The organism is Nonomuraea sp. NPDC003804 (genome assembly GCF_040610675.1).
Taxonomy (GTDB): Bacteria; Actinomycetota; Actinomycetes; order Streptosporangiales; family Streptosporangiaceae; genus Nonomuraea.
On sequence record NZ_JBEXMT010000007.1, the window covers coordinates 233,240 to 259,905 of the forward strand.

Here is a 26,666-nt window from a genome sequence, read left to right on the forward strand (position 1 = left end):
AGAGTCCCCGGGGAGCGCGTCCACACACGGGGAGAGTCCCTGAGGGGCTCGTACCGCACACGGGGAGAGTCCCGAGGGGCGCTTCATGCTCAGGGGGACAGTCCTCGAGGGGCGCGTCCCGCTCGCGAGAGAGCTGTGGAGTGGGGCCGGTCGGGGCCTGTGGTCAGGGGGTGTCGGCGCGGGCCAGGGAGAGAACCTCCTCGGCGGTGGGCGGGGCGGCCGGGTGGTGGCTCAGGCACATCGGCACGCTGATCTGGTGGAACCCCGCCCCCTCCGCCGCCACGTAGAACCGCCCGGCCCGCAACCGCCCGATCTCCGTCGCCGCTCCCCCCTTGGACCTGGCCATCTCCTCCGCGGCCTGCCGCTGGATCGGCGCGTTCAGGAAGCCGAAGAACTGCGTGGCGGCGTTGCCGGGGATGTGGTTGTGCAGCCCCTTCGGCGCCTGGGTGGCGAACACCAGGCCCAGGCCGTACTTGCGGGCCTGGGAGGCGAGCATGAGGGTGCTGCCCGTGGCGGGCGTGGTCTTCGCCTGCGGCGCGAACGTCTGCGCCTCGTCCATGACCAGCAGCCCGCCCAGCGGCCGGCCGCCCGCCGGATGCCGTCTGAACCACGCGAACAGCCCGAGCTGGAGCCGGTTGACGAAGCCCTGCCGCTGCTCGTCCTCCTGGAGCCCGGCCATGTTGATCACCGATACCCGGGCCCGCCGTCCGCGCTCCGGGGTCAGCAGCACGCCGGGGTCGACCGGGGTGCCGCGACCGCCGAACAGGGGGTCGTTGATGACCGCCGCCCGCAGGTTCTGTCCCACCTCGGCGGCCAGCTTCGCGGCGCCGTCCAGGTCGCTGACCTCGTCGGGCAGGTCGGACAGCAGCTCGATCAACCCCTCCAGCCCGTGCGCCCGGAGCTTCGCGTGGTGGGCGACCGCCTCCCTCAGCACGGCCTGGGAGCGCTGCGCCTTGGCCGTCGCCCCGTCGATCCTGGCCTTGGGGGCGAGGGCGGCCACCGCGGCGTCGATCGCCAGGCGGAACTCGTCGGGGTCGTCGGCCAGGCCGCTCAGGTCGGGCAGCGGCTGGAAGGTGAGCGGGCGGCCGGTCTGCCTGCCGGGGGTCCAGACGACCACGTCGGTGTCGCGGAGGTAGTCGGCGGCCTTCTGCCGGTCGCCGTCCTCCCAGGCGGGTGGGGGCTCGGGCCATGGCGTACCGAGGCGGGACAGGTCGTTGTTCGGATCGAGCACGACGGCGGAGACGCCCTGCAGCGCGCACTCCTCGACGAGCCTGCGGATCAGCACGGTCTTGCCGGAGCCCGAGCCGGCGAAGATGACCGTGTGCTTCCTGAGGGCCGCCAGCTCGATCCGCACCGGTGTGCCCGCGCCCGTGTCCGTGCCGACGACCACCGAGTCCGGGCGCGCGCCGGCTGCCCCGGATCCGGAACGGCCCGCGCCGGTGGTGAGGGAGCCCCCGCCGGACGGCGCGGCCCTCACGGGTGCGGCGGGCTGGGCGACGGGCCCGGGCGGCGCGGCCCTCACGGGTTCGGCGGGCCCGGGTGGCGCGGCAGCGGCTTCCACGGCGGGCAGGGCAGCACGGCCGGGTGGTGCGGCGGCGGGCCCTTCCACGGCGGGCAGGGCAGCGGGGCCGGGCGCGGTGGGAGCTGGGGGGAGGGCGGTGGCGGGGTGGCTGAGAGCCTCGACCAGCAGCTTCACGTCGTCGGCCGGCCGCCGGGCGGACAGCCACTCCCGCAGGTGCGCGGGCTCCTCGTCGAGCAGCGCCCGCAGCGCCGCCAGCGTGCGCAGGTCCGCCTCGTCCACGTGCAGCACCCGCCCGCCCGCCGCCTCGAACGCCGCCACCGCATCCTTCGTCTTCGGCCCGCCCGACCAGGGCTCGTTGCGCAGCACGAACAGCTGCCGTCTCGGCACCCCCGCCTGCAGCCCCGCCGAGACGCACGCCGCCCTCAGCCGGTGCAGCGCCGCGACGGGGTGGGTGCTGGCGATGCCCCTGAAGCACCAGTGCACCTCGTCCTCCGTCGCCTCGTCGAGCGTCAGGCGCAGGCGGGCGTGCAGGGGCGGTTTGGTGCTCGGCGGCGGATCCTGGGCGTACACGTGCGCCGCGGCGCCACGACCCACCGTCCACGCCGCCAGCCCGGCCGACAGGAGTCCGGGCAGGACGGCGTCCTCGGTTCTGGGGTCCAGCGCGGGCTCGATCTCGGCGCTCTCCCTCAGCCGGGCGAAGTGGGCGTCGAGCGCGGCCAGCCCGGAGGGACCGGCGCCGGACGGCGTGCCGCCACCTCCGCCGCCCCCGTCTCCCGGGTCGTCGAGCCGGTCGAGCTCCCTGATCTCGCCCTCGGCGAGGCAGCTCTGGACATGCTTGTCGATCTTGACGAGGATCTGCCGCGGCGTCAGCCCGACTGCGCTGTCGAAGGCGTCCTCCAACACCGGCCAGGTCGGGTACGGCGGAACGAACCCCACCTTGCCGAACCCTGTCGCGAAACGCCGTTCGACGATGGCCCGCGCGGTCTGCGCGTCCTTCAGCACCCTGAGCGTGGCCGGTTCCCTGAACCTGTCGCGGACGGTGTCCGTCGCCTGCTCCCTGATCAGCATCCAGGTGTGCGGCAGGCAGGAGAGCACGGTCAGCGTCCGCCGGGTGACGTCACGCAGCGCCATCAGGCCGCCGGCCACCTGCTCGACGACCGCGCCCTGCCCCTCGTCGACCAGGCGGGCGCCGGACTGCGCCACCAGCGCGTCGACCTGGTCGACCGCGATCACCGACGGACCCGTCAGCGCCAGCAGCCGTGACAGGTCACGCACCACCTCCTGCGGCGAGCGGTAGACCCTGGTCAGCCCCCATTCCCTGCCCAGCCCCTCGTCGGGGAGCGACGACAGGTAGGCCTGCCCCACGTCCTGCGCCGTCAGGTCGTCGGAGGCCAGCAGCACCAGGGCCCGCGCCGTGTCGTGCGCGTCCCTGAGCACGGTGCCGCCCTTGCGGCGCAGCGCCTCCACGAACAGGTCGAGCGCCTTCCTGTCGAGGTGGCCCCTTCCGTCGACGGCCCGCCGTACCATCCTGGGCACGTCGGCCAGCTGCGCCAGCCGGTTCAGCAGCAGGCGCAGCTGGGAGTGGCCGTCCTCGGCCGGCCGCCAGAGGCTGTCCAGCATCGCGATCACGATGCTCTCCCAGAAGCTCCTGGCGTCGAGCAGGCCGATCAGGAAGAAGTACCCGCCCTCCCGCTGAGCGTGCTCGCGCGCCCAGCCCAACAGGTGGGTCTTGCCGGTGCCGCGCTGCCCCTGGATCACCACGCCGATCGGGCTGGCGTCAGCGCTCTCCTTCGCCTCGGTCACCCCGCGGCGCAGGTCGAGCGCGGCCATCGGGTGCAGGCTCTCCACGTGGTACGGCGAGGGCCGCCAGACGTCGTCAGGGGCGTGGACCGCGTTGAGCCGCAGCGCGCTCAGCGCCTCCCATTCCGCCGTCATCGGGCGCCGATCGACAGGTAGTGCTTGTCCTGGTCGCCGACGGCCAGCGCGGAGCTGCGGTCCTGCGGCCTGAGCGCCTTCTGGTTGTCCTCGGGCACCATGACGACGTCGGGCTGCCTGTTGAGGCCGCGCAGGGCGGCGTCCATCACGTCCTTGGGCACGTCGGCCAGCCGAAGGCGGACGTCGGTCAGGCTGACCCAGCCGCCCGGCTCGCGGGCCAGCTCGGCGTAGACGGCCCGCACCCGCCCTTCGACGTCCTCGGGTGTGGTCTCGCGGGAGTCCGCCTCCTGGGCGGGCTGGAAGACGTCGCCCAGACGCTGGTCGGTACGGGCCAGGAAGCGCACCAGTCCGGCCAGCACCGCCCTGAGCGCGGCCCCGTTCGAGCCGGAGGTGACCTTCACGCCCGCACGGATCTCCTCGGCCAGGCGCGCCCAGCCGTCGTCGGTCAGCACGTGCGCGAACGACCTGCCCCGTTTGCAGCTCTCCACCAGCTTGAGGTCGTTCAGGCGACGGCGGTCCTCGCCGTCGAGGGTGAGCCCGTACCGCTTCTTCAGCTCCGGGTTGGTCACCTCATCGGCCTCGGCCATGAGGACGATCATCACCGAGACCTGCGGAACCGACAGTGCCATTTCCTACCCTTTCGTTGACGAACACCGCGATCTCGCGGGCCACGGCCTGCGCGTCCGTCAGAACGTCGCCGCTGGTGAAGCGCAGCACCGTGTAGCCGTCCCGGTGCAGGCGCACGTCACGCCGGCGGTCCGACTCGAACTTCTCCTGCCTCAGGTGGCTGTCGTCGTCGATCTCGACGATCAGCCACGCCTCCCGCCAGAGGAGGTCGACCCTGATCGGGTTGGCGAGCGGGTGGGCGCCGTAGACCTGGTTCCACTCCCTGCCGGCCGCCCATTCGCACCACCTGAGCACGCTCTCCATGCGCTGCTCGGCGGGGCTCGCGTGATGCGGACGCCCCTTCCTGGGCGGCCACGGCCCCCGCCCGCCGGGACCATCCGCAGGCTGCCAGGGAAGCCCGGACGGCGCGGGCGTGGGCGCGGGCGTGGGCGCGGGCGCGGGCGTGGGCACGGGCGCTGGCGCTGGCGCGGGCGTGGGCACGGGCGCTGGCGCTGGCGCGGGCGTGGGCGCGGGCGCTGGCGCTGGCGCGGGCGTGGGCGTGGGCTCCCCAGAAGCCCCGGATCGCCCGCGCGTGGGCTGACCGGGAACGCGGGGAGAGGCGGGCGCCGGGGGCTCCGCCGGCGGGCGCGACGACTTCACGACGCGCAGGCCCGTCCATCGTTCGAGCCACTGGCAGCCCGCGACCACCGCGTCAGCCTCGCCCTCGCTCAGGTCACCGGGGGTCTCGACCGCGATCGTCGCACCGGTGCCGAGCACCCGGCCGAGCCCCGCCGCGCGCACCTCCGCGGGGTGGCGTGCCGTACCGGGGTGGCCGCTGAGCGCCGCCTCGGCCAGGTCGGCCAGGAACGGCCCGAAGTGCCGGTCCCCCGCCGCCAGCCGTACGGCGAGCAACCGGACGGCCCTGACACCGGCGCCGCCCGGCCCCGGGATGTCCTCGGCGCCGGGTAACCACTGGGGAAAGCGGCGCACGGCGAGGTCCTCCATGTCGCGCAGCACCGCCGCCACCAGCTCGCTCGCCCGATGCGGGGCGGTCATGGCGTGCGTGAGGACGACCGGCGACACTGCGCAATCCCCTCGTTCGCGGACCATCCACTCTTTGCTGAAGCTATACGTAATCGCCCTTGCCGCGCATGAGTGTTACGAGATGTTCGCGCCGCGCGTCTCGATCATTAAGAGCTTCACCACTGTTGCCCCAAGCCACGGTGGCCGCCGTGCCGCCGTGGCTAGCTTCGTGATTCGTCGGATCACCGAACACCATCAGGGGGAACGTGCATGTCGAACGCATCACGGAGTATTCGGAGCGTCCTTGCGGTGGCCGTGCTGGCGACGAGCGTGAGCTTGGCGGCCGGGCCCGCGTCGGCGGAGGAGTGCGAGCGGCGGATCGCCCTCAACGAGGGATCGTCGGTGGCCGCGCTCTGCGATGACGCGGCGGAGGTCAGGGCGCAGGTCACGCACACGTCGATGGCCGTCCCCTCGAACTCGGAGACGGCGAAGGCGGTCGAGAAGCTCGCCAGGCAGCTCGGCATGCCGGGCATGTCACGCTCGACGGCGGTGTTCAGCATCGCCGACATGGGTGGCGTCGCGGCCGGCGCCGGTCATCCCTCGCTCCCGGTGGCGCTGCCCGAGGAGTCCGGCCTGCCGGCGGTGGCGCACCAGTCCACCGCGCCCGACCCGGTGGGGCTGCCGTCGCTGCCCAACGCCGACAGGGTCTCCGCCCTCCCGTGGCTGCCCGACCTGCCGTCGCAGGCCCTGCCCGCGCTGCCGGACGTGGTCGAGGGGGAGAAGGCGCCGCTCAAGCTGGCGGCCCCGGTCAAGGACGCGGTCGGGAAGGCGGGTCAGACCGTCAACGAGGAGACGAAGAAGGCGCTCGAGCTGGACGGGGTCAAGCGGGTCACCGACGCCGTGGGCAAGGCGGGACTGGGGCTGGACCCCCTGCAGAACTGAGGACGCGGTTTCGCTCCCGCACCCCATACCAGGGCCGTGCCCCCTTTCCCGGGCACGGCCCTTCCCCGGGTGGAACCGGGGGTCCACACCCGGTGGCCGCGGGTCCTGGAGACAGAGCGCGTGTCAGGAGACGAGGGAGTCGAGTTCGTCCTCCGGCAGCCCCAGGTCGAGCCTGATCCGGTAGCGGGTGCGCAGGAGGGCGACGTGCTCGGGGTCGTCCTCGGCGCAGGTGAGCGCCGCCTGGGTCGCCCACTCGAGCCCGCCCTGCAGGTCACCGTACGCCACCAGCGTCTCGGCGATGTTGTGCGCCGTGGCGGGCGTGAGCGCGCCCTCCGCCCTGAGCGTCTCGATGATCTCTCGTGCCTCGCCGGGCCGGTCGAGCTCGAAGAGCGTGTCGGCGATGCCGGCCCGGGGGTCGATCATCGACTCGCCGCCGTCGTCCACCGCCCGCTGGAAGCATTCGAGCGCCCGGGCCGGCTGCCCCGCCTGCTTCCATTCCTCGGCGGCCAGCACGAAGATGGCCGCGCGGGAGATGTCGCCCGAGGAGTAGGTGAGGGCGAGCTCGCTCAGCTGCCGGGCCAGCGAACTGTGGTCGTCGGCCAGCAGTGCCTGCTCCAGCATTCGATCAAGGTGCTCACGGGTCACATGCGCCACACCGCGAGACTACCGAGCTGGTCCCGGTTTTGCCTGGACAATGCAACATCACCGCCTCTGCACAGCTTCGGCAACGATTCGTGCAAACCCCACTACACACCGCGTGTCTCTCCAGGACCAAGGGCATATATGGCACACGTCATCAGGGGCGGAAGGGGCTGGGCATGGCCAAGCATGTGACCTTCATGATCGCCTGTGCCGCGGTGCTGTCGACGGTGATCCCGGGTACCGCCGGTTATTTCTCCGCCCGGATGGAGGCCGTGGAGGCGGCCGAGTTCAGGGTGGCGATGATGCAGGCGCGGCTGGCGAACAAGATCCAGATGGTCTCGCTGCCCCGTCCCTGTTCCCCCGTTCCCGCGAACCGGCTGAAAGCGAGACCCACCGCGCCGCGCGCGCTCCCGCCCGCGGAGCAGCCGGTGGTGCCGGCGCCCGAGTACGGGCCGATCACGCCTGGCGTGACCGGCGCGGACTGAGCCTGCGTGACAGGAACGACCTGATGAGCTGCTTGGCGGCCTCGATGATGTCGGGCGCGCCCGCAGGGTCGCGGCGGAAGGCCAGCTTGAGTACGGCGTCGCCCGCCTCGACGGCCACCAGGACGGCCACGTCGAGCTCCTCGCTGTCGGCCAGGCCGTACTCCTGGAGCAGCAGGCCGCGCAGCCGTCCCGCGATCACCATGTTGTTCTCGGAGTCTGAGTCGAGCAGGTTGAGGTCGACGACGTCGCCGAAGTGGAGGCTCTTGAAACCGGGGACGGTCCTGTGCATGGCGACGTACTCGTCGATGATCGCGTCGACGGCGTCCCACCATCCCCGGTAGTCCTCGTCGAGGAAGCGGGCGCCGACCCTGGAGACGAACAGCTCGACGTTGCGCCTGGTCAGCTCCTGGGTGATGGCCCGCTTGTCAGGGAAGAACTGGTAGACCGAGCCGATCGCGACTCCGGCACGCTCGGCGATGCGGGTGGTCGAGAGGGCTTCGTAGCCGACGTCGTCGAGCAGGTGGGCGCAGGCGTCGAGCATCCGCTCGACCCTGCGCGCGCTACGGCGCTGCGTGGGCTGACGGCGGAGCGTCGCTAGCTCGGTGCCGTCTTCGTCATCCGGCAGAGAGGACACGGACTTCATCTTGCCTCCAATACGCCGGGCGCCGCCGGGAAAACCGCGATTGTAGAACGACGTGCAATGCGGGTCACGACGCGTTCCAGCGGTCGGCGAACGCGGCGACCAGCTTGGCGACGGCTTCAGGCCGCGTGCGCTGCGGCCAGTGGTCGGCGACGAGCCTCTCGTGCGTGAACGCCGGCGCCCACTGCCCGAGCGAGGCGAGCAGCCACGGGGAGACGAACGGGTCGCGGGTGCACCGGATGAGCTGCACGGGCGTGCGCACGCGGGGGTCGCCGGGGCGGCGCAGCCGGGTGAGCATGTTCGCGCGGTAGAGGTTGAGCCCGTTGCGGGCGTCGGCGGCGTTGGCCCCGAGCGGACGGGCGAGCCGCGTCACGACCAGCTCGGGCAGCACGGGGAGCTGGAACCCGGCGATGTACCACGACCGCAGCAGCTGGCCGAGCACCCTGCTCGGGCGGGCCTGGCGGAAGAAGGCGGCGGCCTGGTCGAGGCCGGGGCCGCCGATCGTGGTGAAGGAGGCGAACCTGTCGCTCCTGCCGAGGAAGTACCACCCCTGGATGGAGCCCCAGTCATGGCCGACGAGGTGGATCTTGGGCTTGCCGACGGCGTCGAGCACCGCGTCCATGTCGGCGGCCAGCCGGTCGAGCAGGTAGCCGCCGGGCGAGCGCGGCGCCGTGGAGGCGCCGGCGCCTCGCACGTCGTACCGGACGATGTGATAGCCGCCGAGCAGCGGGACGACCCGGTCCCACACGTGGTGGTCGTCGGGATAACCGTGCAGGAACACGATCGTCGGTTTCGCAGGGTCGCCCTGCTCGTGGACGGCTAATCGAACCTCACCGGAATCTATTAGACGCACGGTCCAGAGGCTAGCTGTCGGCTGGGCTCCCGGCCAGACCCGTGCACGAACGCAGGTCCTTCCACTGGGAGACCGCCTGGGTCCTGGCCGCCCCGGTCAGCGGGACCGGCACACCGCCCTGGATGGTGGCGGGCGTCCACTTGTCCTTGAGCACCTTGCGCCCGTCGATGGTGAGCGTGAGGACGCCGGTCCTGCCGGTCTCGGGCCCCCAGTTGTAGAAGACGAAGTTGCCCAGGCCGTAGTTGACATAGGCGTTGCCGACGAACCCGCTGCCGAGCAGGATGTGCGCGTGGCCGCCGACGATGACGTCCGCGCCCGCCTTGACCAGCTTGGGGGCGAGAGCGCGCTGCGCCGGGTTGGGGCACTTCTGCATCTCGGTGCCCCAGTGGAGGTGCACGATCACCGTGTCGGCGCTCTTGCGGGCCTGCCGTACCGCTCTGATGAGGCGGTCCTCGTTCTTGGCCGAGGCCAGCCCGCCCTTGTCGCCCGCCGCGGTCCACGCCTGGATGAACTCCGAGTCGAGCACCTGGGTGGCACCGATGATCGCGACGCGGTTGCCGTTCACCGTGACGCGGTAGGGCTTGTAGGCCTCGGTCTCGTTCCTGCCGATGCCCACGACGGGGAACCGGGACTTCCTGATCGAGGCGAGCGAGTCGGCCAGGCCACTGTCCATGTAGTCCATGCCGTGGTTGTTGGCCATCGAGGCCACGTCCACGCCGGCCGCCTTGAGCGCGGTTAACGCCGAGGCCGGCGCGCGGAAGGTGTACTGCTTGCCCGGCGCCGGCGTGCCGCCCGTCGTGATGGCCGTCTCCAGGTTGACCATCGCCAGGTCCGACGACCTCAGCACCTTGGCGATCGGACCGAGCGCGGTGCGCGGGTTGGCGAGCCTGCCTCTCAGCACGCCCTCGAAGTGCACGTCACCCCCGAAGGAGATCGTGTACGGCGTGCGCTCGGGCTCCTTCGGCAGGCTGGGCGAGATCGTCGGCCGTTCGGCCGCCTCAGGGGTCGGCTCGGACTCCGCCGCCGCACAGGCGGTCATCGCGATCACGACACCCACAACGGCCACAGCGCGGCTCGGTCTCATCTGCCCTCCCGGTCTTCAGGCACCGAGCATGCCATGCGCGCGCTCGCTGTGCGCGGTGAGCCACACCACGGCGGAGTGCGTCGCCTCGTCGACGGGAGTGTAAACGATCATACGGGTCTCGGGCGCGGCCGTGCAGTTGAACAGCGTGCTGGTGAACCGCAGCCGTCCGACCTGGTCGTTGTCGAACGTCTTCTCCCGCGAGCGGGGATCGGCGACGTCATGGGTGGCCCACAGGGCGGCGAACTCGGGGCTGGCCGCCGACAGCCGCTTCACGAAGTCGCGCCACAAGGGGTCGTCGGCGTGGCGGGTGTAGGCGCCGCGGAAGACGGCGACGCTGCCGTGCAGCTCCTGCTCCCTGTCGACCAGCGCCGTCCGCCACTGGGCGCCGACGAAGCACTGCCACAGCGTGTTGCGCTCCTCCTCCGGGGCGCTGACCAGCTCGGGGAAGAGCGCGGCGTAGGCGGCGTTCCACGCCAGGACGTCGTGCCGGCTGGTGCTGAAGGCGGCCGGCAACGGGCTCAGCCTGTTGATGATCTCCTGCATGGCCGGCGTGACACGGGTGGAGTCGCGCACGGGCGGGGCGACGGCGTGGCCCGCCAGGAGGTAGAGCTGCTGGCGCTCGGCGACGTCGAGCATGAGCGTGCGCGCGATGGAGTCGAGGACCTGCAGGCTGACGTTGATGGGCCGGCCCTGCTCCAGCCACGTGTACCAGGTGACACCCACCCCGGCGAGATGGGCGACCTCCTCCCTGCGCAGGCCGGGGGTACGCCTGCGGGTGCCCGGCGGCAGGCCCGCCATTTCGGGCGTGACCCGCTCCCGCCGGGAGCGCAGGAAAGCGGCCAGGTCATCACGTCGCTTACTCATCCAGGTGCCACCAATACCGGGATAATCGGACTCTTTTTACTAGTATCCACGGCCCACCACATTGGTAGCATGACCCACACCCCGACTACCAGGAGCACCACCGGCCTGCTCCTGCCCATCGTGTTGCTCGGCCAGTTCCTCGCCGTCCTCAACGTCAACATCGTCAACGTCGCCACCCCGACGATCGAAGCAGACCTGCGCTCGTCGGGGGCGGGACTGCAGATGATCGTGGCGGGCTACACCATCACCTATGCCGTCCTGTTGATCACCGGAGCCCGGGTCGGGGACCTGTTCGGCTATCGCAACACCTTCCTGACCGGCCTCGCGTTGTTCACCCTGACCACGCTCGGCTGCGGGCTGGCGCCGTCGACGGGTGTACTGGTCGCCTTCCGTTTCGCGCAGGGCGCGGGAGCGGCGCTCATGATGCCGCAGGTGCTCACCCTGATCCAGCGCAACTACCAGGGAGAGGCGCGAGGCAGGGCGATCGCGCTGTGGTCGGCCGTGGTGAGCGGCGGCATCGTGGTGGGCCAGGCGCTCGGCGGCATCCTGCTCGGCCTGGGCGCGGGCTGGCGGATCGTGTTCCTGGTGCTCGTGCCGATCGGCGTGCTGTTGCTCGTGGCGGGCCTGCGGGTACTGCCCGCCGACCAGGGCGGCGGCCGTACGGGCCTGGACCCGCTCGGCCTGGTCACGCTGTCGTCGGCGGTCCTGCTCGTCATCGTGCCGCTGGTGCTGGGCCGCGAGCTCGGCTGGCCGCTGTGGGGATGGGCGTCGATGGCGGCCGGCCTGGCGGTCTTCGCGCTGTTCGTCCGCGTCGAGCGCTGGGTGACCGCGCGCGGCGGCCGACCGCTGGTCGACGCCAGGGTGCTGCGCGCTCCCGGCATGCGGCCCGGACTGGCGGTCCTGCTGTTCGGGCCCGCCACGTGGGGAGCCTTCCTCTTCACCTCGGCCCTGCACCTCCAGGGCGAGCTGCATCTGACACCGCTGATGTCCGGGCTGATGCTGGTGCCGTGCGCGCTGGCCTTCGCCGCCGTCGGGCTGGCCTGGCCCCGGCTGCCGCAGCGGCTGCAGCGGTCGCTGGTGCCCTTCGGCTACGTCGTCGCGGCGCCCGCGTACCTCGGGCTGGCGGCCGCTTCGGAGGGCGGCCTGCCGTACGCGATCGTCAGCGCGCTGATCGGCGCCGGGCTCGGCGTGCAGATCGCGGTGACCAACATGGCCACCCAGCGGGTGGACGCCGCCTACGCGGCCGACGCCAGTGGCGCGCTGCTGACGGTCATGCAGCTCGGCCAGGTGATCGGAGTGGCCACGGTCGGCACGCTGTTCATCTCGCTCATGCAGGGCCATTCGGGACAGGCCTCGCTGGGGACGGCCGTCGCATTGGCGGCGCTTGCCGTCCTGGCCGGGCTGAGCTCCATCTTCCTCATCCGCCCGAAGATCTCCCAGGCGCAGACCTCCCCGGCGTCATGACGCGGCAGGCTCGCGCTCCGCTCGGACGCGAGCCTTTCCTCTACGGGAACCCCGTGTCACGGTGAACGCATGCGCGCCGCCTTCCACCGACGGGACAGCCGTGGGGCGGCGGTTCTGGGCGGTCACGCGGGAGCACCGGCGCCGTATGGCCGACGGTCCTCGGGCGGAGTTCCACCGGATCGTCGACGGTGTCTGGAGCGGGGGAGGCGAGGCGGCGGAGCCCAGCCCTTCGCATGCCGAAGGACCTCCCGCTCGCGACGTCAGGCCGATCCAGTGGGGTATCGCCGTGCTCGTCGCGGCGGTCGTCGCGCTGGTCGTGGGAAGCAGGCGGAAACGGCGCACCCGGGAGCCTGACCGGAATGATCAACGTGCAATGATATGAAGATCTTCATGCTCGACTTCGTGCTGAGCAGACAAGAGAGGACGCCGGATCGAGGCTCCTTCCGAACGGCCCTGAGGGTTGTGCCAGCAACCTGCCAGGGCCGTTCTTTATGCGGACGCGCCCAAGGCCACGAGGTCGAACTCGCCGTCGCGAACACCCGCCGCGAAAGCGGCCCACTCGTCCGGGGTGAAGACCAGGACAGGACCGTCCTCGTGCTTGCTGTCCCTGAGGGCCACGTTGCCGTCCGCCAGCTGGGCGAACTCGACGCAAGCCGCCGCGCCGTTGCAGTACCGGCTCTTGCGCCAACCCGCCCTGCTCATATCGATGTGCATTTTCTCCCCAAATGGGCAAAGGGGCGCCATTGCCCCTATTTGTTCGGAATTGTCGTCAACGCCGCCACATCATCGCCTTGTGTTGGATGAGCACGCGTGACTCGTCCTCATCGAGCGCTTCGGATCCGATGTGGTCGAAGGCGGTTTCGTATCCAGCCACCAGTTCGAGGTCCTCGACGAAGCGCGCACCGTACAGCGACTCCAGGTAGACGACATCGTCGAACGCCGCGAACCTCAGATGGATGAAAGCTCCCGTGTTGACCGGATGACGTGATTCAAAGGTCAGGACACGGACACTGACATGCGAGAGCTGGGAGACCTCGAGGAGGTGCTCCATCTGTTCCCGCATCACCGAGGGTTCCCCGAAGCGGCGCATCAGGACCGACTCGTCCAGATTCACGCAGAGCGTGGGTGGATCCGGCCGGTGCAGGACGCGTTGCTGCCGGTCGAGGCGGGCCTCGACCCTGCTGCGAACACCGCTGTGCGTGATTCGCGCGATGCCGCGAGTGGCCAGAATGACTTCTCTGGCATAGTCCTCGGTTTGGAGGAGGCCTGGCACGATCTGGGGTTCCCAGTCTCGTTGATCGATGGCCTCCGCCTCCAGCCCGAGCAGTCTTGTGTACTCCCCGGGCAGGGCGTCTTCGTAATCTTCCCACCAGCCGCGCTGATCCGCATCATGCAACAGGCCGAGCAACTCGACGACCTTTTCGTCGCCGGCATGGTAGAGCTCCGCCATCGCCTTGATGTCCGCCTCGCTCGGCATCGTCTTCGCGGACTCGATCCTGCTCACCTTGCTCGGCGACCAGCCGAGCAGGCTCGCGGCTCGGGCGCCGGTCAGCTTCCCTCGCTCGCGCAGATAGCGCAGCTCCTGACCGAGCTTGAGCCTGCGCACCGTCGGGCTGCCCTGCTCTGATGGCACCGTCCGCTCTCCTCAACCGGGAACGAGAGTGGGGTGGAGACCGTGCAAGTTGCACGGGGACTCGCACGAAGACTTGCCATAAGGCTTCCATGGGAGGACGGTGGGGGCAAGAGAAAAGCCATGGACGAGAGCGTATGGATGCGCGTCGGGGACTTCTCGGCCGTACGTGCCGCCTGACAGGTTGCGTGCAAGTTGCATGTACTCGTGCGCCGCATCTAGCAGCGGGAATTGCGAAGAAATTTGAATTTTCTTTCGCCCCAGCTATTGCCGCAGCCAGTTCACAGAGGGACGATCAGGCCAGGAAGGCGAGATGGCGGACGCGGAGCCTTCCCCCGATGCTTCAATCGCGGCCCCTGCAGGCCGCCCTTCCGGCAACGGCGCCGTTCAGATAGAGGCGACACAGGCACTCAGCACGAAGCCGGACCGACGCTGATCCCGCACCGGCACCGTCAACGGGCTGCCACCCGGGTGACGGTCGAGCCTCAGCGCCAGGCCCGGCCAGAAGTCCACCTCAAGAATGCCGCGAAAGGGGTCTTCTATGTACTCACAAGGTACCAAGGGACTCAGCCGAATCAAGTCCCCGGCCCGGGAACTGATCGCGGGGTGGATCGCGTGGGCGGACAGGGACATCTGCATGGAGCCCGACGAGTTCGCTCACCGGCGCGGCTGGACCGTCTCCCGTACCCGGTTCGGCTCCCGCTCGTACCGCGACCCGCGGTTCGACCAGCTCAAGGTGCCGCGTCCCTCGCTCGTCCCCGAAGAGGTGTCGTGAAATGTCGCGCAAACCCGTGCCGACATCGAGGAGCCGCCCCGATACTGCGGAACTGCTCGTTCCCGCCTGAGCCATCCGGGAGAGGGCCGGGGCCTTCCGAGCGTCGAAGGCGCCGGGCACGGCCTCGGCCCTCGGGCCTTCCCAGGGCGTGCCGTACCGGACAAGATGAGTTCAGATGACGAACTCAGGAGTGGCGATGACGACCGTGCACCGCACCTGTCCCCTCTGCGAGGCCGTCTGCGGCCTGACGCTCACCCTCGACGACAGCGGCCACGTCACCAGCGTGAAGGGCGACAAGGACGACCCGTTCAGCAAGGGCTTCATCTGCCCCAAGGGCGCCAGCCTCGGCCGCCTCGACGAGGACCCCGACCGGCTCCGCGCGCCGCTGGTCCGCGACGGCGACCAGTGGCGCGAGGTGACGTGGGAGGCGGCCTTCGACACCGTCGCCCGCGCCTTCGCGGCCGTGCGGGACCGCCGATCGGTCGCCGTCTACCTCGGCAACCCGGCCGCCCACACGATGGCGGGCGCCCTGTACGGCGCGCCGCTCATCAGAGCCCTCGGCACCAGGAACGTCTACTCCGCCAGCACGGCCGACCAGATGCCCAAGCACGTGGCCAGCGGGCTGATGTTCGGGCACCCCCTGCGCATCCCGGTGCCCGACCTCGACCGCACCGGCTACCTGCTGATGCTCGGCGCCAACCCGCTGGAGTCCAACGGCTCGCTGTGCACGGCCCCCGACTTCCCCGGCCGGCTGAAGGCGATCAGGCGGCGCGGCGGCAAGGTGGTCGTGGTCGACCCGCGGCGCACCAGGACCGCCGCGCTGGCCGACGAGCACGTGTTCGTCCGGCCCGGAGCCGACGCCTACCTGCTGTTCGGCCTGGTGCACACGCTGTTCGCCGAAGGCCTGACCACGGTGTCGTGCGAGGTCAAGGGCCTGGAGGAGGTCAGGGGGGCGGCCCGGCCCTTCACCCCCGAGGTGGTCGCGCGCCGTACCGGGGTGCCGGAGGAGACGGTCGTCCGGCTGGCCCGCGAGCTGGCCGCCGCCCCGTCCGCGGCCGTCTACGCGAGGATCGGCACCTGCACCCAGGAGTTCGGGACGCTGGCCCAGTGGCTGGTCGACGTCCTCAACACGCTGACGGGCAACCTCGACCGGCCGGGCGGGGCGATGTTCCCCATGGCCGCGACCGAGGCGCCCGGCAGCCGAAGGCCGTACACGACGGGCCGGTGGAGGAGCAGGGTGCGCGGCCTGCCTGAGGCCAACGGCGAGCTGCCCGTGGCGACGCTGGCCGACGAGATCGAGACGCCGGGCGAGGGCCAGGTCCGCTTCCTGGTGACGGTGGCGGGCAACCCGGTGCTGTCGGCGCCGAACGGGGCCCGGCTGGACAGGGCGTTCGAGCGGCTCGACTTCATGGTCAGCGTCGACCCCTACCTCAACGAGACGACCAGGCACGCGAACGTGATCCTGCCGCCGCCACGGGTGCTGCAGTCGGGACACTACGACTTCGCGCTGCTGGGATTCGCGGTGCGCAACTACGCGCGCTACTCGCCGCCGATCCTGCCTCTGGGCGGCCGGCCGTCCGAGGGCGAGATCCTGGCGCGGCTCGCGATGATCGCCTCGGGTCTCGAGGGCGACCTGGACGCGTTCGTCATCGACCAGACCCTCCAGAAGGCCGGCGTGGAGCTCGAGCTGGACGGAGAGACGGGAGCGGAGCGCAGGCTCGACATGATGCTGCGGCTCGGCCCCTACGAGCTGTCCCTGGCCAAGCTGCGCGAGAACCCGCACGGTCTCGACCTGGGCCCGCTGGAGCCCCGGCTGCCGGGCATCCTCCGCACCGCCTCGGGGCGGGTGGAGCTGGCGCCTGCCCAACTGCTGGAGGACGTCGAGCGGCTGAAGGAACGGCTGGAGCAGGCCCCGCCGGAGATGGTCCTGATCGGCCGCCGCCACCTGCGCTCGAACAACAGCTGGATGCACAACGTCAGCACGCTGGTCGGCGGCAGCAACACCTGCACGCTGCAGATCAACCCGGCGGACGTGGCGCGGCTCGGGCTCGACGGGCAGGCGGTGGTCACCTCGGCCGTCGGCCGGCTCACGGTCACGCTGGAGCCGACGGAGACGATCATGCGGGGGGTGGTCAGCCTCCCGCACGGCTGGGGCCACGCGGGCAGCGCGCAGGCGGTGGCCGCCGGGCATCCGGGGGTCAGCGCGAACACGCTGACCGACGACGCGGCGATCGACGTGCCGTCCGGAAACGCCGTCTTCAACGGGGTTCCGGTCACCGTCGAGGCGCCGTGAGGTGACCCCGTCGCCGTGATCGTCGCGGTCGACGGACGCGTGGCGCATGCATAAGGTGTCGCGCGTGACTAGCGCCCCGGAAGAGGACCGACTGACCGCCCAGATCGCCTTCGCCCTGGAGATCGACAAGCTGAAGCGGGTGATCCGCCGCAACAGCCTCATGGACGGCTCGCGGCGGGAGAACGACGCCGAGCACTCCTGGTACATCGGCATGCTGGCGATGATCCTCGGCGAGCACGCGCCACCCGGCACCGACATCCAGCGCGTGGTCGCCATGCTCCTCGTCCACGACCTGGTGGAGATCGACGCGGGCGACACCTTCATCTACGACGCGGTGGCGGTGGCGGCGCAGGCTGACACCGAGCGCGCCGCCGCCGACCGCATCTTCGCGCTGCTCCCGGCCGACCAGGCGAGCGTCTTCAGGCAGCTGTGGGAGGAGTTCGAGGCGCGTGAGACGGTGGAGGCGCGCTTCGCCAAGGCGCTCGACCGCTTCGCCCCGATCCTGGCCAACCACCACACCGAGGGCGGCACGTGGCCGCTGTTCAAGGTGCGGGCCGACCAGGTGCGGGAGAAGGTGAAGATCATCGAGGAGGGGTCGGCGTCGCTCGGCGCCTACGCCTACGAACTGGTCGACCTCTCGGTCAGCCGGGGCCACCTCGCCGAGTGATCCCCTGACCGCCGGGGTAGGGGTCCGGTCGTGAAGGAGAAAGTCAGGCTGGCCGGCCCGGTCGATCTGGCCGATCGGCTCGAGAAGAGCAGGACGATGGACCGGCCGATCCACGCGCTGGCGAAATTCGTCCGCGAGAAGATCGGCCCCGGCGGGCTCCGCGACTGGCTGCACGGCGTGCCCATGGGCAAGCCGCTGCACCCGCCGCTGACCACGGTGACGATCGGCTGCTGGGTGTCGGCCGCCCTGCTCGACCTGGTGAAGGCCGACCCGCGCGCCACGCGTACCCTGATCGCCGCGGGGCTCGGCAGCGCGCTGCCGACGGCCGCCGCGGGGCTCACCGACTGGTCCTCGCTCCACCGCGAGCAGCAGCGAGTGGGCTTCGTCCACATGATGGTGAACCTGGCCGCGGTGGGGCTCTTCTCGGGGTCCCTCCTGCTGCGGCTGGCCGGACGCGAGAGCGGCGGCAAGGCGCTGTCCCTTGCGGGGCTCGGCGCGGCCACGGTCGGCGGCTACCTCGGCGGGCATCTGGCCTACCGGCAGGCGTCGGGCGCCAACCACGCCGAGCAGGTCGCGCACCTGGTGCCGCTGGGCTGGCACGACCTGTGCCGGATCGACGACCTGCCGCAGGGCAGGCCGGTCGCCCGCAGGCTGGGCTACATCCAGCTGTTCGTGCTGCGTCACGGCGGTGGCGTCACCGTGCTCGCCGACCAGTGCTCGCACCTGGCGGGCCCGCTCCACCAGGGCAGGATCGTCCTCGAGGACGGCGTGCCGTGCGTGGTGTGCCCCTGGCACGGCAGCACGTTCCGGCTGGGCGACGGCTCGGTCAAGCACGGCCCCGCCACCGCGCCCGCGCCCATCTTCGAGACCCGGGTACGGGAGGACGGCACGATTCAGGTGCGGCCGTTGACTTGAACCTTTGTTGAACTCCTAACGTCGTCGGCATGATTCTCGTCACCGGAGCGACCGGCAACGTCGGTCGCCACGCCGTTTCCCAGCTCACCGCCGCGGGCGCCCAGGTGCGGGCGCTGGTCAGGAACCCCGCCAAGGCCGCCTTCCCCGCCGGCGTCGAGGTCGTCACCGGCGATCTCACCGACCCCGCCTCACTGTCCGGCGCCCTCGACGGCGTCGACGGCGTCTTCCTCGTCTGGCCCGGGTTCGCGGCCGAGACCGCGGCCAAGGTCGTCGACCTGGTCGCCGCGCACGCCCGCCGTGTCGTCTACCTGTCGGCGAACCTGCCCGAGGACTCCACGATGTTCCACAAGGACCTCGAACGGCTCATCAGCGCCTCGCCGCTGGAGTGGACGTTCCTGCGGCCGGGCGGGTTCGCCGCCAACACGCTCGGCTGGGCCGACGCGGTCCGCGCCGGCACCGTCCGATGGGTGTACGGCCAGGCCGCCCGCTCCCTCATCCACGAGGCCGACATCGCCGCCGTCGCGGTGAAGGCGCTGCTGTCGGACGAGCTCGTCGGGCAGGCTCCCGTGCTCAGCGGGCCGGCCGCCGTCACCCAGGCCGAGCAGGTGCGGATCATCGGCGCGGCCGTGGGACGCGAGGTGCGGTGGGAGGAGATGCCGCCTGAGGAGGCCGTGACGCAGCTGGCCACGGTGTGGGGTGACCCGGTGCTGGCGCGGGAGGCCGTGGCCGCCTGGGGCGGCTTCGTCGCCGCTCCTGAGCAGGTCACCGACGCGGTGGAACGGCTGACCGGGCGCCCCGCCCGGTCATTCGCCGCATGGGCCGCCGATCACGCGGCCGACTTCCGCTGAGCCGCCGGACGCGGCGCGTCGGCGGGGTGCTCGACGAGGGCGAGGATCCTGCTGGACATGAAGCGGGCGGTGCGTACGGCCGTGCCGCTTCGTGTCACCTCGCTGACCTCGACGAGGCCGCGCCTGGTCGCGACCTCGACCCGCCGGCCGGCCTTGGTGGCGATCACTTCGTAGGTGCGCGGGGTACCCCCCGCGTCGATCACGATCTCGACCCGATCACCCTTCATGCCCTGATTTATACCCATTTACCAGGGATTTATCCGTACACCAGTTTGATGATGGCGACGATCCCCACGCACACGATGAACCCGCGCAGCACCGGCGCGGGCAGCCGGCGGCCTACCTTCGCGCCGAGGAACCCGCCCAGCGTGGCGCCGAGCGCCACCATCAGCACCGCCCACCAGTCCACCGGCGCGATGATCGTGAACAGGACCGCGGCCGTGGCGTTGACGATCAGCGACAGGACGTTCTTGGCCGCGTTGACGCGCTGCAGGCCGTCGTCCAGGAAACTGCCCAGCAGGCCGATGAGCAGCACCCCCTGGGCGGCGCCGAAGTAGCCGCCGTAGACGCCCGCGCCGAACACGCCCATCCACAGCCATGGGCCGCCGTCCGGGTGGGCGTGCTCGCGCCGGGCGGCCAGCCAGCCGTTCAGCTTCGGCTGCACCACCACCAGCACGCAGGCGATCGCGATCAGGACGGGGACGACGACCTGGAAGACGGCAGGATCGAGGACCAGCAGCAGCAGGCCGCCCACCAGGGAACCGAGCGCCGAGCCCGTGCCCAGCCTGACCAGGCGGTCACGCTGGCCCTTGAGCTCGGCGCGGTAGCCGTACGCGCCGGTGAAGGAGCCGGGGACCAGGCCGATGTTGTTGGAGACGTTGGCCGTGACAGGGTCGACCCCGACGGCCACCAGCGTGGGAAAGGTGATCAGCGATCCCGAGCCGACGACGGCGTTGATGGCCCCGGCTGCGACTCCGGCCGCACAGACCGCGACCGCTTCCCACGGAGTCACGTCCCGCCCCCTTCACGTTCCGTATGCACGTCGGCCAGAGCCTAGACGTCACACGTCAGCTGCCCGCGCCCGGGGTGGGCACTCTCCGCGCATCACGGGTCACCGCATGATCCGGTCGCCACCGCTCCAGGCGCGCGGGAACGGCGACGCCGGGGCCCGACAGCGGCGCACGGCCTACTCCGGCTTGCCCGTGGCCTACTCCGGTTTGTCCTTGGCACCGCCGAACAGGCCGCCGAGGTTCTCCAGCGCCTTGCCCATCTCCGACGGCACGATCCACAGCTTGTTCGCATCGCCCTTGGCGATCTCCGGCAACATCTGCAGGTACTGGTAGGCCAGCAGCCGCTCGTCCGGCTTGCCCTCGTGGATCGCCCTGAACACCATCCCGATCGCGTCGGCCTGCCCCTTGGCCCGCATCGCCGCCGCCTCCGCCTCGGCCTGCGCGCGCAGGACCGCCGCCTCCGCCTCGCCCCTGGCCCTCAGCACGGCCGCCTGCTTCTCCCCCTCGGCCGTCAGGATCGCCGCCTGCTTCTGACCCTCCGCCGCCAGCACCGCGGCCCGCTTGTCGCGGTCGGCCCGCATCTGCTTCTCCATCGAGTCCTGGATGGACGCCGGCGGGTCGATGGCCTTCAGCTCGACCCTGTTGACCCTGATCCCCCACTTGCCCGTCGCCTCGTCGAGCACCCCGCGCAGCTCGGTGTTGATCTCCTCGCGCGAGGTGAGCGTCCGCTCGAGGTCCATCCCGCCGACGACGTTGCGCAGCGTCGTGACGGTCAGCTGCTCGACGCCGACGAGGAAGTTCGCGATCTCGTAGGTGGCCGCCCTGGGATTGGTCACCTGGAAGTAGATGACCGTGTCGATGGAGACGACGAGGTTGTCGGACGTGATGACCGGCTGCGGGGGGAACGACACGACCTGCTCCCGCAGGTCGATCATCTCCTTGATGTTGTCGATGAACGGCACGACGAGGTTCAGCCCGGGAGTGAGCGTGCGATGGTAGCGGCCGAGCCGTTCGATGATCGCCGCCGTGGCCTGCGGGATGATGCGGATGGTCCGCACCAGCGCGAACCCCACCACGGCGACCATGACAAGCGCGACGATCAGCTGCTCGGTGCCCATGGCCACACTCCGGGAGTCGTCGGGGCCGACTCCGCAGATGATATTTGGTTCCGGCTTGCCGAAGCCGTCAACCGCACAAAAGCTACTGTGGCCTGGCGTACCAGCGACCCTCGGCGTTGCGGTCGAGGACCAGCGGCACCCCGAACGTCCGCGAGAGGTTGTCGGCGGTCAACACGTGCTCGATCGGCCCCTGGGTGACGACGGATCCGTGGCGCATGAGCAGCGCGTGGGTGAACCCGGCCGGCACCTCCTCCACGTGGTGGGTGACCAGCACCATCGTCGGGGAGCGGTGGTCGCCCGCCAGCGTCGCCAGCCGCCGCACCAGATCCTCGCGCCCGCCCAGGTCGAGCCCGGCGGCGGGCTCGTCGAGCAGCAGCAGCTCCGGGTCCGGCATGAGGGCGCGGGCGATCTGGACGCGCTTGCGCTCACCCTCCGACAAGGTGCCGAAACGCCGCCTGATCAGGTGCGCGACACCCATCATGTCGATCAGCTCGACGGCGCGGGTGACGTCGTGGGAGTCGTACTCCTCCGTCCACCGGCCGAGAATCGCGTAGGAGGCGGTCAGCACCAGGTCGATGACCTTCTCCTCGGCGGGCACCTTCTCCGCCAGCGCCGAGCTGGCCAGGCCGATGCGCGGACGCAGGTCGAACACGTCGGTCTGGCCGATCCGCTCACCCAGCACCTCGGCCACACCCTCGCTGGGGAACAGCAACGTGGCGGCGACCTGCAGCAGCGTGGTCTTGCCCGCGCCGTTCGGCCCGATGACGACCCAACGCTCGTCCTCGTTGACCGCCCAGTCGACGCCGCGTATCAGGGCCGATCCGTCGCGCCGGACGCCGACATCCTGGAGCCGCAGCACCTGACCACCCATCGCTGATCCCTCCCAGTCGAACGCTCGGGACAAACCTATTGCAGGGCGAGCGCATATCGTGGACCGGTGCGCCATCAAACGCCTATCTCACTGCCGCTCGTCGCGTGGGGCAACGCCTGGCTGACCGGACACGTGGGCCTCGACGAGGCCGCCGACCAGGTGGAGCGGCTGGCCGGACCGGTCGTGGTCGGCTCGCTGCCGCTCCGCGCGTATCTGGCCGAGCTGCGTGTCGATGGTCTCACCGAACTACGTCTCGCGCTTCCCGCTCCCGGCGACCCGCTCGGACTGTCGGGGCCGCCGGACTTCAACGCGGCCGCCGTCGAAGCGGGCGAGGCGGCGATAGCGGTGCTGAACGAGCGGGTCATCGGGCTCGTCCCGGCACCGGACCTGCGCGGATCCTCCTACGTGGGCGTGCGCCTCTCCGTGCACGAGTCGGGGCCGCCGCGAGCCGACCTGCCGTCGCTGGCCGAGGCCGAACGCGAGCTGACCGGCGCCATGCGCGAGGCCACCGAGGCGCTGGCGGGCGTGGGCGGGCCCGCGCAGGGACACCCCGGACGGCTGCACGACAGTGGCGAGCTGGCCCCCGGCTACCCGCCGCGCGCCCACCGGGTGTCGGCGCTGGCGGCCCGCCTGTCGGCGGCCCTGCGGCAGGCCGACGAGCGGGGGCTGACGTCCGCGCAGATCGCCACCCGCGCGACGGCGCTCCGCACCCTCGACGCCGCGGTCCGCCGCGCCCTCATCTCCGCCCACCACGCCGTCTTCGAACCACACCACTAGATCCACCCGGCGCCCTGGGGCCTCCACCGCCCAGCCTCGCGAGCCTCCTGACGCCCGTCCGGCGAGCCTCCTCCGGCCCGTCCTGTGAGCCTCCCGTACGGCAAGCCGCCGACAGCCCACCCCGGTCACCGGCCGCCGCCCGTCCGGGGAGACGCTCCTCCAGCGCACGTGGCCGGCCGCCGTCACGTGCCCCCATCCCCGGATTCCCCACCTGGCCACCCCAGCCCGGACCACCCGTTCAGGCCACCCAGCCCGGACGACCCGTTGGCCGATCCCACCGCCGAGCCCCAGACGACCGTTCCCTACCCCACCGCCACCTGGCCGACCCCACCGCCGGGCTCCCCGGTGCCCCTTCCGCTCGAGATTCCCCGGCTGGCCAGGTCTCGCCCCGACCGCGCGGCCGATCCCACTTCGCGAAGCTCCCCACACGGCCGACCCCGCCACGGGAACTCTCCCGCACGGCCGACCCCACACGGAGCTCCCCACACGCCCGATCCCGCCGCGAAACTCTCCCGCGCGGCCGATCCCCATCCCCGGGTGTGTCCTATGGCTGGGGCGTTGCGGTGGGTCAGGAGGTCGAGGCGAAGCGCCAGATCTTGATGCGCTTGTCCTTTCCGGCCGACACCACCGCAGGGGCGCCCTCCACCGGGGTGACCGCTACCGCGTACACCCCGCCCGAGTGGGCCTTCACCGAGCCGCCCAGCGCCTGCCGGCTCTGCGGGTCCCACAGCCGGATCGTGCCGTCCGTGCTGCCCGACGCCAGCACCGCCTTGCCGTCCACGGACCCGAACGACAGCGAGTACACGTTGTTCGAGTGGCCGGACAGGGGCTTGCCGATCGAGCGGCCGGTCTTCGGGTCCCAGAGGCGGATCTTCTCGTCCTTGCCGCCCGAGGCCACCACGGCCTTGCCGTCCACCTGTCCCACCGCGACGGAGAAGACGGCCTTGCTGTGCCCCTTGTACGTCTTGCCGTACGCCTTGCGCTTGGCCAGGTCCCACACCCGCAGCGTCTTGTCCTCGCTGGCCGAGACCACCACGGGGCGGTCACCCACGCGGCCGACGCTCAGCCAGTTGACGTCCTTGCTGTGCGCCTTGACGGAGCCGATCTGCCGGCGCTTCTTCAGGTCCCAGAACCGCAGCATGCCGTCGCCGTCGCCGGTGACCGCGATGTAGCGGCCGTCCACCTTGCTCACGGCGGCCGCGAACACGGCGATCGGATGCCTGCCGAGGACCGTGCCCTTGCGGGTCTTCAGGTTCCACAGGCGGACGGTGTGGTCGTAACCGCCCGTCACGGCCATCGGGGTGGAGCCGACGGTGACGCAGGCGACCGCGTAAATGTCGTTGTCGTGGCCGCGCAGCTTGGCGATGGTGGTGCGCTTGACCGGGTCCCAGACGCGCAGCACGCCGTCCTGCCCGCCTGACACGAACCGCTGGTCGTCCCCGACCATGATCGCGGACAGCGACTGGATCGGCTCGCTGTGCCCGGACAGCGACTTGCCGTCCTGCTTGCCGAGCGCGGGCAGGGCCTGCGGCGACTCGAGGGGCGGGACCGTCGGCGTGGGCGCCGGGGATCCGGAGACGGCCGGCGATCCGGAGACGGCCGGCGAGACCGGCACGGACGCCGAGGGGGAGACAGGAGGCGAGGGCTGGGCTGTGTTGGATCCCTGGGCCAGCGGGGTCGGCGCCGGGTTCTCCTGGCCCTCGAACGTCCGCGGCACGAACAGCAGCACGCCGGCGGCCAGCGCGAGCGCGAGGAGCAGCGCGCCGCCGACCATGACCGCCCTGCGGCGGCGCGAGCTGTCCTCGCGCTGTTCCTCGGGCCTGGTCTCCCTGAAGAAGGCATCGTTGTCGTTGTCGCGCCCGGGTTGGCCCTGCGACTCCGCGCGCGGGGGGTCGCCCGAGGGACCGCCCCTCTGCGGCGGCGCCCCGGGAGGTGTCCGCCCCTGGTGAGGCGCGCCTTGATACGGCGCGCCCTGGTGTGACGCGGCCTGATGAGGCGCGTTCTGGTACAGCGCGTCCTGATGCGGCGTGCCCTGGTGCGGCGCGTTCTGGTACGGCGCCCCGCCGGGCGGTCCCTGGGGTTGCGCGGGGACGGAGGGAGACGACCCGGGATAGGCGGACGCCTGTCCGGGCACGCCGGGGTGAGCGGACCCCTGATGAGGCGACCCGGGGTGGGCGGGACCGTTTTCGGGCGCGTCAGCGCGACCAGGCACCTGGTGATGCGGCCCGGGGTGAGTTCCGCCTTGTCCGGGCACACCGGGATGAGCAGGCGACCCACCTTGGGCGGGGCCCTGGTGAGGCGGCCCAGGGTGAACGGGGCCCGGGTGAGGTGGCCCCGAGTGACCAGGACCGGAATGAGACGCCCCAGGATGAACCGGGCCCGAGTGACCAGGACTGGAATAAGGCGCCCCGGAATGAACAGGTCCCGAGTGAGCAGGGCCGGAGTAAGCAGGACCAGGGTGAGGCGGGCCGGGGCGAGGCGGGCCCGTGGGGGCCTGGTGGTAGGGGCCCGGCTGCGGGGGCACGGAGCCCTGCGGTGGGATGTAGGCGGCGCCCGAGGGGTTGGCCCAGCCGCCGGAGTCCGACGGGCTCGCCCAGCCGCCTGGGTTCGACGGCGCGGGCGGGCCCTGGCTCCCGTCCGGGTGACCCGCGGGAGGGGCGGCCGCGGGCCGGGCGGACGCGGAGGGGTCGTCAGAGTGGCCCTCTCCGGGGTCGGCCGGGGCGGCCCAGCGGTTGACGGACGGGTCCTGCGGCTTCGACCAGCCGTCCGGGAGGGACTCGTAGAGCGCGGGGTTGGCCACCTCCTCGGCCGCCATCTGCGACCCGGTGGTCATCGCCACCTCGGCGTCCCGTTCGGCGGCGGCGCCCTGGTTCTCCAGGAGCGAGAACAGCGCCTCCGCCGCCGTGGGCCGCTCGTCGGCCCGCTTGCTCAGGCACGCCTGCACCAGCGGCCGCAGGCTGTCGGGGAACGCCGACAGATTCGGCTGGTCGTTCATCACCCGGTAGATGACGGCGGGCAGGCTGTCCTGGCCGAACGCGGGCGCGCCGGTGGCCGCGTACGTCATCGTCAGGGCCCAGCTGAACATGTCGCTGGCGGGCCCGACCCGCTCGCCGGAGATCTGCTCGGGTGACATGTACGCGGGCGTGCCGACCACCCCGCTGCTGAGCGTCATGGACGAGTCGAGCGCGCGGGCGATGCCGAAGTCGATCACGCGGGGGCCGTCGGGGCCCAGCAGCACGTTGCTCGGCTTGAAGTCGCGGTGCACGATGCCCGCGCGGTGGATGGCCGCGAGCGCGGTGACGGTGCCGACGGCGAGCCGGTAGAGGGCGCCGCCCGAGCGCGGGCCGTCCATCTGCACCACACGCTGGAGCGAGACGCCTTCGACCAGCTCGCTGACGATGTACGGCTGCTCGCCGTCCATGTTGGCGCCGAGCACCTGCGCGGTGCAGAACTGCGCCACCCGCCGGGCGGCCGCGACCTCGCGCATGAAGCGTTCGGCGTCGATGCCGGGCGCGTCGAGCCTGGTGTTGAGCAGCTTGATCGCGACCAGCTCGCCGTCCGGGCCCTCGGCCTTGTAGACGATGCCCTGCGCGCCCTTGCCCAGCCGCCCGAGCAGCCGGTACGGACCCAGCTCAGCCGGGTCTCCTGGCTGTAACGGGTGCTTGTCAGGCACCTGAGCCCTCCCCCTCGTGCGTTCCCCCA

At 71.5% G+C, this 26,666-nt stretch carries 24 protein-coding genes; 9 read left to right on the plus strand and 15 right to left on the minus strand.

Annotated elements, in window-relative coordinates; translation table 11 throughout:
* Positions 1 to 163 precede the first annotated feature (163 nt).
* From ABZX22_RS12320 to ABZX22_RS12330, 3 genes are read right to left on the minus strand one after another with little or no spacing between them, the layout of a single operon-like run.
* Positions 164 to 3,457 carry a DUF87 domain-containing protein gene (locus tag ABZX22_RS12320; protein WP_354907840.1) on the minus strand — a complete coding sequence of 1,098 codons (3,294 nt, stop codon included), beginning with the start codon at positions 3,455 to 3,457 and terminating at the stop codon, positions 164 to 166.
* Positions 3,454 to 4,086 carry a hypothetical protein gene (locus ABZX22_RS12325; RefSeq protein WP_354907842.1) on the minus strand — a complete coding sequence of 211 codons (633 nt, stop codon included), beginning with the start codon at positions 4,084 to 4,086 and terminating at the stop codon, positions 3,454 to 3,456. Before ABZX22_RS12325 ends, ABZX22_RS12320 begins: the two co-directional genes overlap by 4 nt.
* Entirely contained in the window at positions 4,028 to 5,146 is a 1,119-nt protein-coding gene (locus tag ABZX22_RS12330; protein WP_354907843.1) for a DUF559 domain-containing protein, read from the minus strand. Before ABZX22_RS12330 ends, ABZX22_RS12325 begins: the two co-directional genes overlap by 59 nt.
* 249 nt (positions 5,147 to 5,395) lie before the next feature.
* On the opposite strand from ABZX22_RS12330, the gene ABZX22_RS12335 reads away from it, so the two are divergent.
* Positions 5,396 to 6,028, plus strand: coding sequence for a hypothetical protein (locus ABZX22_RS12335; RefSeq protein WP_354907845.1), 633 nt, complete (start codon positions 5,396 to 5,398; stop codon positions 6,026 to 6,028).
* Positions 6,029 to 6,151: 123 nt separating this feature from the next.
* On the opposite strand, the gene ABZX22_RS12340 is transcribed toward ABZX22_RS12335, so the two are convergent.
* Entirely contained in the window at positions 6,152 to 6,649 is a 498-nt protein-coding gene (locus ABZX22_RS12340; RefSeq protein WP_354907846.1) for a hypothetical protein, read from the minus strand.
* A gap of 197 nt (positions 6,650 to 6,846) precedes the next feature.
* Between ABZX22_RS12340 and ABZX22_RS12345 the strand changes: the two genes are divergently transcribed.
* A complete protein-coding gene (locus ABZX22_RS12345) occupies positions 6,847 to 7,155 on the plus strand; it encodes a hypothetical protein (RefSeq protein WP_354907847.1) in 309 nt (102 codons plus the stop codon).
* Here the strand turns inward: ABZX22_RS12345 and ABZX22_RS12350 are convergent.
* The 4 genes from ABZX22_RS12350 to ABZX22_RS12365 all read right to left on the minus strand — a co-directional run bounded on the left by ABZX22_RS12350 (position 7,127) and on the right by ABZX22_RS12365 (position 10,596).
* The gene (locus ABZX22_RS12350; protein ID WP_354907956.1) at positions 7,127 to 7,696 is read right to left on the minus strand and encodes a TetR family transcriptional regulator; all 570 of its coding nucleotides are present in this window, start codon (positions 7,694 to 7,696) and stop codon (positions 7,127 to 7,129) included. The genes ABZX22_RS12345 and ABZX22_RS12350 overlap by 29 nt on opposite strands.
* 166 nt (positions 7,697 to 7,862) lie before the next feature.
* Positions 7,863 to 8,648 (minus strand): alpha/beta fold hydrolase, encoded by a 786-nt coding sequence (locus tag ABZX22_RS12355; RefSeq protein ID WP_354907848.1) that lies wholly within the window; start codon positions 8,646 to 8,648, stop codon positions 7,863 to 7,865.
* Positions 8,649 to 8,658: 10 nt separating this feature from the next.
* A complete protein-coding gene (locus ABZX22_RS12360; RefSeq protein ID WP_354907849.1) occupies positions 8,659 to 9,714 on the minus strand; it encodes a CapA family protein in 1,056 nt (351 codons plus the stop codon).
* A gap of 33 nt (positions 9,715 to 9,747) precedes the next feature.
* Positions 9,748 to 10,596: a helix-turn-helix transcriptional regulator gene (locus ABZX22_RS12365; RefSeq protein WP_354907850.1), complete on the minus strand. Its 849-nt coding sequence runs from the start codon at positions 10,594 to 10,596 to the stop codon at positions 9,748 to 9,750.
* A 69-nt stretch (positions 10,597 to 10,665) separates the two neighbouring features.
* On the opposite strand from ABZX22_RS12365, the gene ABZX22_RS12370 reads away from it, so the two are divergent.
* On the plus strand, positions 10,666 to 12,060 hold the full coding sequence (locus tag ABZX22_RS12370) for an MFS transporter (RefSeq protein WP_354907852.1): 1,395 nt from the start codon (positions 10,666 to 10,668) through the stop codon (positions 12,058 to 12,060).
* A 489-nt stretch (positions 12,061 to 12,549) separates the two neighbouring features.
* On the opposite strand, the gene ABZX22_RS12375 is transcribed toward ABZX22_RS12370, so the two are convergent.
* Together ABZX22_RS12375 and ABZX22_RS12380 are read right to left on the minus strand one after the other, a co-directional pair.
* Positions 12,550 to 12,762 carry a DUF397 domain-containing protein gene (locus tag ABZX22_RS12375; RefSeq protein ID WP_354907853.1) on the minus strand — a complete coding sequence of 71 codons (213 nt, stop codon included), beginning with the start codon at positions 12,760 to 12,762 and terminating at the stop codon, positions 12,550 to 12,552.
* Between the two features lie 67 nt (positions 12,763 to 12,829).
* Positions 12,830 to 13,693: a helix-turn-helix transcriptional regulator gene (locus ABZX22_RS12380; RefSeq protein ID WP_354907855.1), complete on the minus strand. Its 864-nt coding sequence runs from the start codon at positions 13,691 to 13,693 to the stop codon at positions 12,830 to 12,832.
* 538 nt (positions 13,694 to 14,231) lie between these two features.
* On the opposite strand from ABZX22_RS12380, the gene ABZX22_RS12385 reads away from it, so the two are divergent.
* From ABZX22_RS12385 to ABZX22_RS12405, 5 genes are all read left to right on the plus strand, one after another.
* On the plus strand, positions 14,232 to 14,465 hold the full coding sequence (locus ABZX22_RS12385) for a hypothetical protein (protein WP_354907857.1): 234 nt from the start codon (positions 14,232 to 14,234) through the stop codon (positions 14,463 to 14,465).
* Positions 14,466 to 14,661: 196 nt separating this feature from the next.
* Positions 14,662 to 16,758: a molybdopterin-dependent oxidoreductase gene (locus tag ABZX22_RS12390; protein ID WP_354907958.1), complete on the plus strand. Its 2,097-nt coding sequence runs from the start codon at positions 14,662 to 14,664 to the stop codon at positions 16,756 to 16,758.
* Positions 16,759 to 16,804: 46 nt separating this feature from the next.
* A complete protein-coding gene (locus ABZX22_RS12395; protein ID WP_354907858.1) occupies positions 16,805 to 17,425 on the plus strand; it encodes an HD domain-containing protein in 621 nt (206 codons plus the stop codon).
* 30 nt (positions 17,426 to 17,455) lie between these two features.
* A complete protein-coding gene (locus ABZX22_RS12400; protein ID WP_354907860.1) occupies positions 17,456 to 18,340 on the plus strand; it encodes a Rieske 2Fe-2S domain-containing protein in 885 nt (294 codons plus the stop codon).
* Between the two features lie 29 nt (positions 18,341 to 18,369).
* Positions 18,370 to 19,188, plus strand: coding sequence for an NAD(P)H-binding protein (locus tag ABZX22_RS12405; protein WP_354907861.1), 819 nt, complete (start codon positions 18,370 to 18,372; stop codon positions 19,186 to 19,188).
* On the opposite strand, the gene ABZX22_RS12410 is transcribed toward ABZX22_RS12405, so the two are convergent.
* The 4 genes from ABZX22_RS12410 to ABZX22_RS12425 all read right to left on the minus strand — a co-directional run bounded on the left by ABZX22_RS12410 (position 19,167) and on the right by ABZX22_RS12425 (position 22,187).
* Entirely contained in the window at positions 19,167 to 19,415 is a 249-nt protein-coding gene (locus tag ABZX22_RS12410) for a hypothetical protein (RefSeq protein WP_354907862.1), read from the minus strand. The two genes, ABZX22_RS12405 and ABZX22_RS12410, sit on opposite strands and share 22 nt — an antisense overlap.
* Before the next feature lie 29 nt (positions 19,416 to 19,444).
* Complete coding sequence (locus tag ABZX22_RS12415; protein WP_354907863.1) at positions 19,445 to 20,200, minus strand: sulfite exporter TauE/SafE family protein; 756 nt, start codon at positions 20,198 to 20,200, stop codon at positions 19,445 to 19,447.
* A 195-nt stretch (positions 20,201 to 20,395) separates the two neighbouring features.
* The gene (locus tag ABZX22_RS12420; RefSeq protein WP_354907960.1) at positions 20,396 to 21,283 is read right to left on the minus strand and encodes an SPFH domain-containing protein; all 888 of its coding nucleotides are present in this window, start codon (positions 21,281 to 21,283) and stop codon (positions 20,396 to 20,398) included.
* Between the two features lie 115 nt (positions 21,284 to 21,398).
* A complete protein-coding gene (locus tag ABZX22_RS12425; protein ID WP_354907864.1) occupies positions 21,399 to 22,187 on the minus strand; it encodes an ABC transporter ATP-binding protein in 789 nt (262 codons plus the stop codon).
* Positions 22,188 to 22,253: 66 nt separating this feature from the next.
* On the opposite strand from ABZX22_RS12425, the gene ABZX22_RS12430 reads away from it, so the two are divergent.
* Entirely contained in the window at positions 22,254 to 22,964 is a 711-nt protein-coding gene (locus tag ABZX22_RS12430; protein WP_354907865.1) for a hypothetical protein, read from the plus strand.
* 568 nt (positions 22,965 to 23,532) lie between these two features.
* Here ABZX22_RS12430 and ABZX22_RS12435 read toward each other — a convergent pair.
* Complete coding sequence (locus ABZX22_RS12435; RefSeq protein ID WP_354907866.1) at positions 23,533 to 26,637, minus strand: protein kinase; 3,105 nt, start codon at positions 26,635 to 26,637, stop codon at positions 23,533 to 23,535.
* Between the last annotated feature and the right edge of the window lie 29 nt (positions 26,638 to 26,666).

What these genes read in the sequence shown, in the direction of transcription:
- ABZX22_RS12320 (WP_354907840.1), bottom strand. Translation starts at nt 3,457, where the DNA reads ATGACGGCGGAATGGGAGGCGCTGAGCGCGCTGCGGCTCAACGCGGTC.
- ABZX22_RS12325 (WP_354907842.1), bottom strand. Translation starts at nt 4,086, where the DNA reads ATGGCACTGTCGGTTCCGCAGGTCTCGGTGATGATCGTCCTCATGGCC.
- ABZX22_RS12340 (WP_354907846.1), bottom strand. Translation starts at nt 6,649, where the DNA reads ATGCTGGAGCAGGCACTGCTGGCCGACGACCACAGTTCGCTGGCCCGG.
- ABZX22_RS12345 (WP_354907847.1), top strand. Translation starts at nt 6,847, where the DNA reads ATGGCCAAGCATGTGACCTTCATGATCGCCTGTGCCGCGGTGCTGTCG.
- ABZX22_RS12350 (WP_354907956.1), bottom strand. Translation starts at nt 7,696, where the DNA reads ATGCTCGACGCCTGCGCCCACCTGCTCGACGACGTCGGCTACGAAGCC.
- ABZX22_RS12365 (WP_354907850.1), bottom strand. Translation starts at nt 10,596, where the DNA reads ATGAGTAAGCGACGTGATGACCTGGCCGCTTTCCTGCGCTCCCGGCGG.
- ABZX22_RS12370 (WP_354907852.1), top strand. Translation starts at nt 10,666, where the DNA reads ATGACCCACACCCCGACTACCAGGAGCACCACCGGCCTGCTCCTGCCC.
- ABZX22_RS12375 (WP_354907853.1), bottom strand. Translation starts at nt 12,762, where the DNA reads ATGAGCAGGGCGGGTTGGCGCAAGAGCCGGTACTGCAACGGCGCGGCG.
- ABZX22_RS12385 (WP_354907857.1), top strand. Translation starts at nt 14,232, where the DNA reads ATGTACTCACAAGGTACCAAGGGACTCAGCCGAATCAAGTCCCCGGCC.
- ABZX22_RS12390 (WP_354907958.1), top strand. Translation starts at nt 14,662, where the DNA reads ATGACGACCGTGCACCGCACCTGTCCCCTCTGCGAGGCCGTCTGCGGC.
- ABZX22_RS12395 (WP_354907858.1), top strand. Translation starts at nt 16,805, where the DNA reads ATGCATAAGGTGTCGCGCGTGACTAGCGCCCCGGAAGAGGACCGACTG.
- ABZX22_RS12405 (WP_354907861.1), top strand. Translation starts at nt 18,370, where the DNA reads ATGATTCTCGTCACCGGAGCGACCGGCAACGTCGGTCGCCACGCCGTT.
- ABZX22_RS12410 (WP_354907862.1), bottom strand. Translation starts at nt 19,415, where the DNA reads ATGAAGGGTGATCGGGTCGAGATCGTGATCGACGCGGGGGGTACCCCG.
- ABZX22_RS12420 (WP_354907960.1), bottom strand. Translation starts at nt 21,283, where the DNA reads ATGGTCGCCGTGGTGGGGTTCGCGCTGGTGCGGACCATCCGCATCATC.
- ABZX22_RS12425 (WP_354907864.1), bottom strand. Translation starts at nt 22,187, where the DNA reads ATGGGTGGTCAGGTGCTGCGGCTCCAGGATGTCGGCGTCCGGCGCGAC.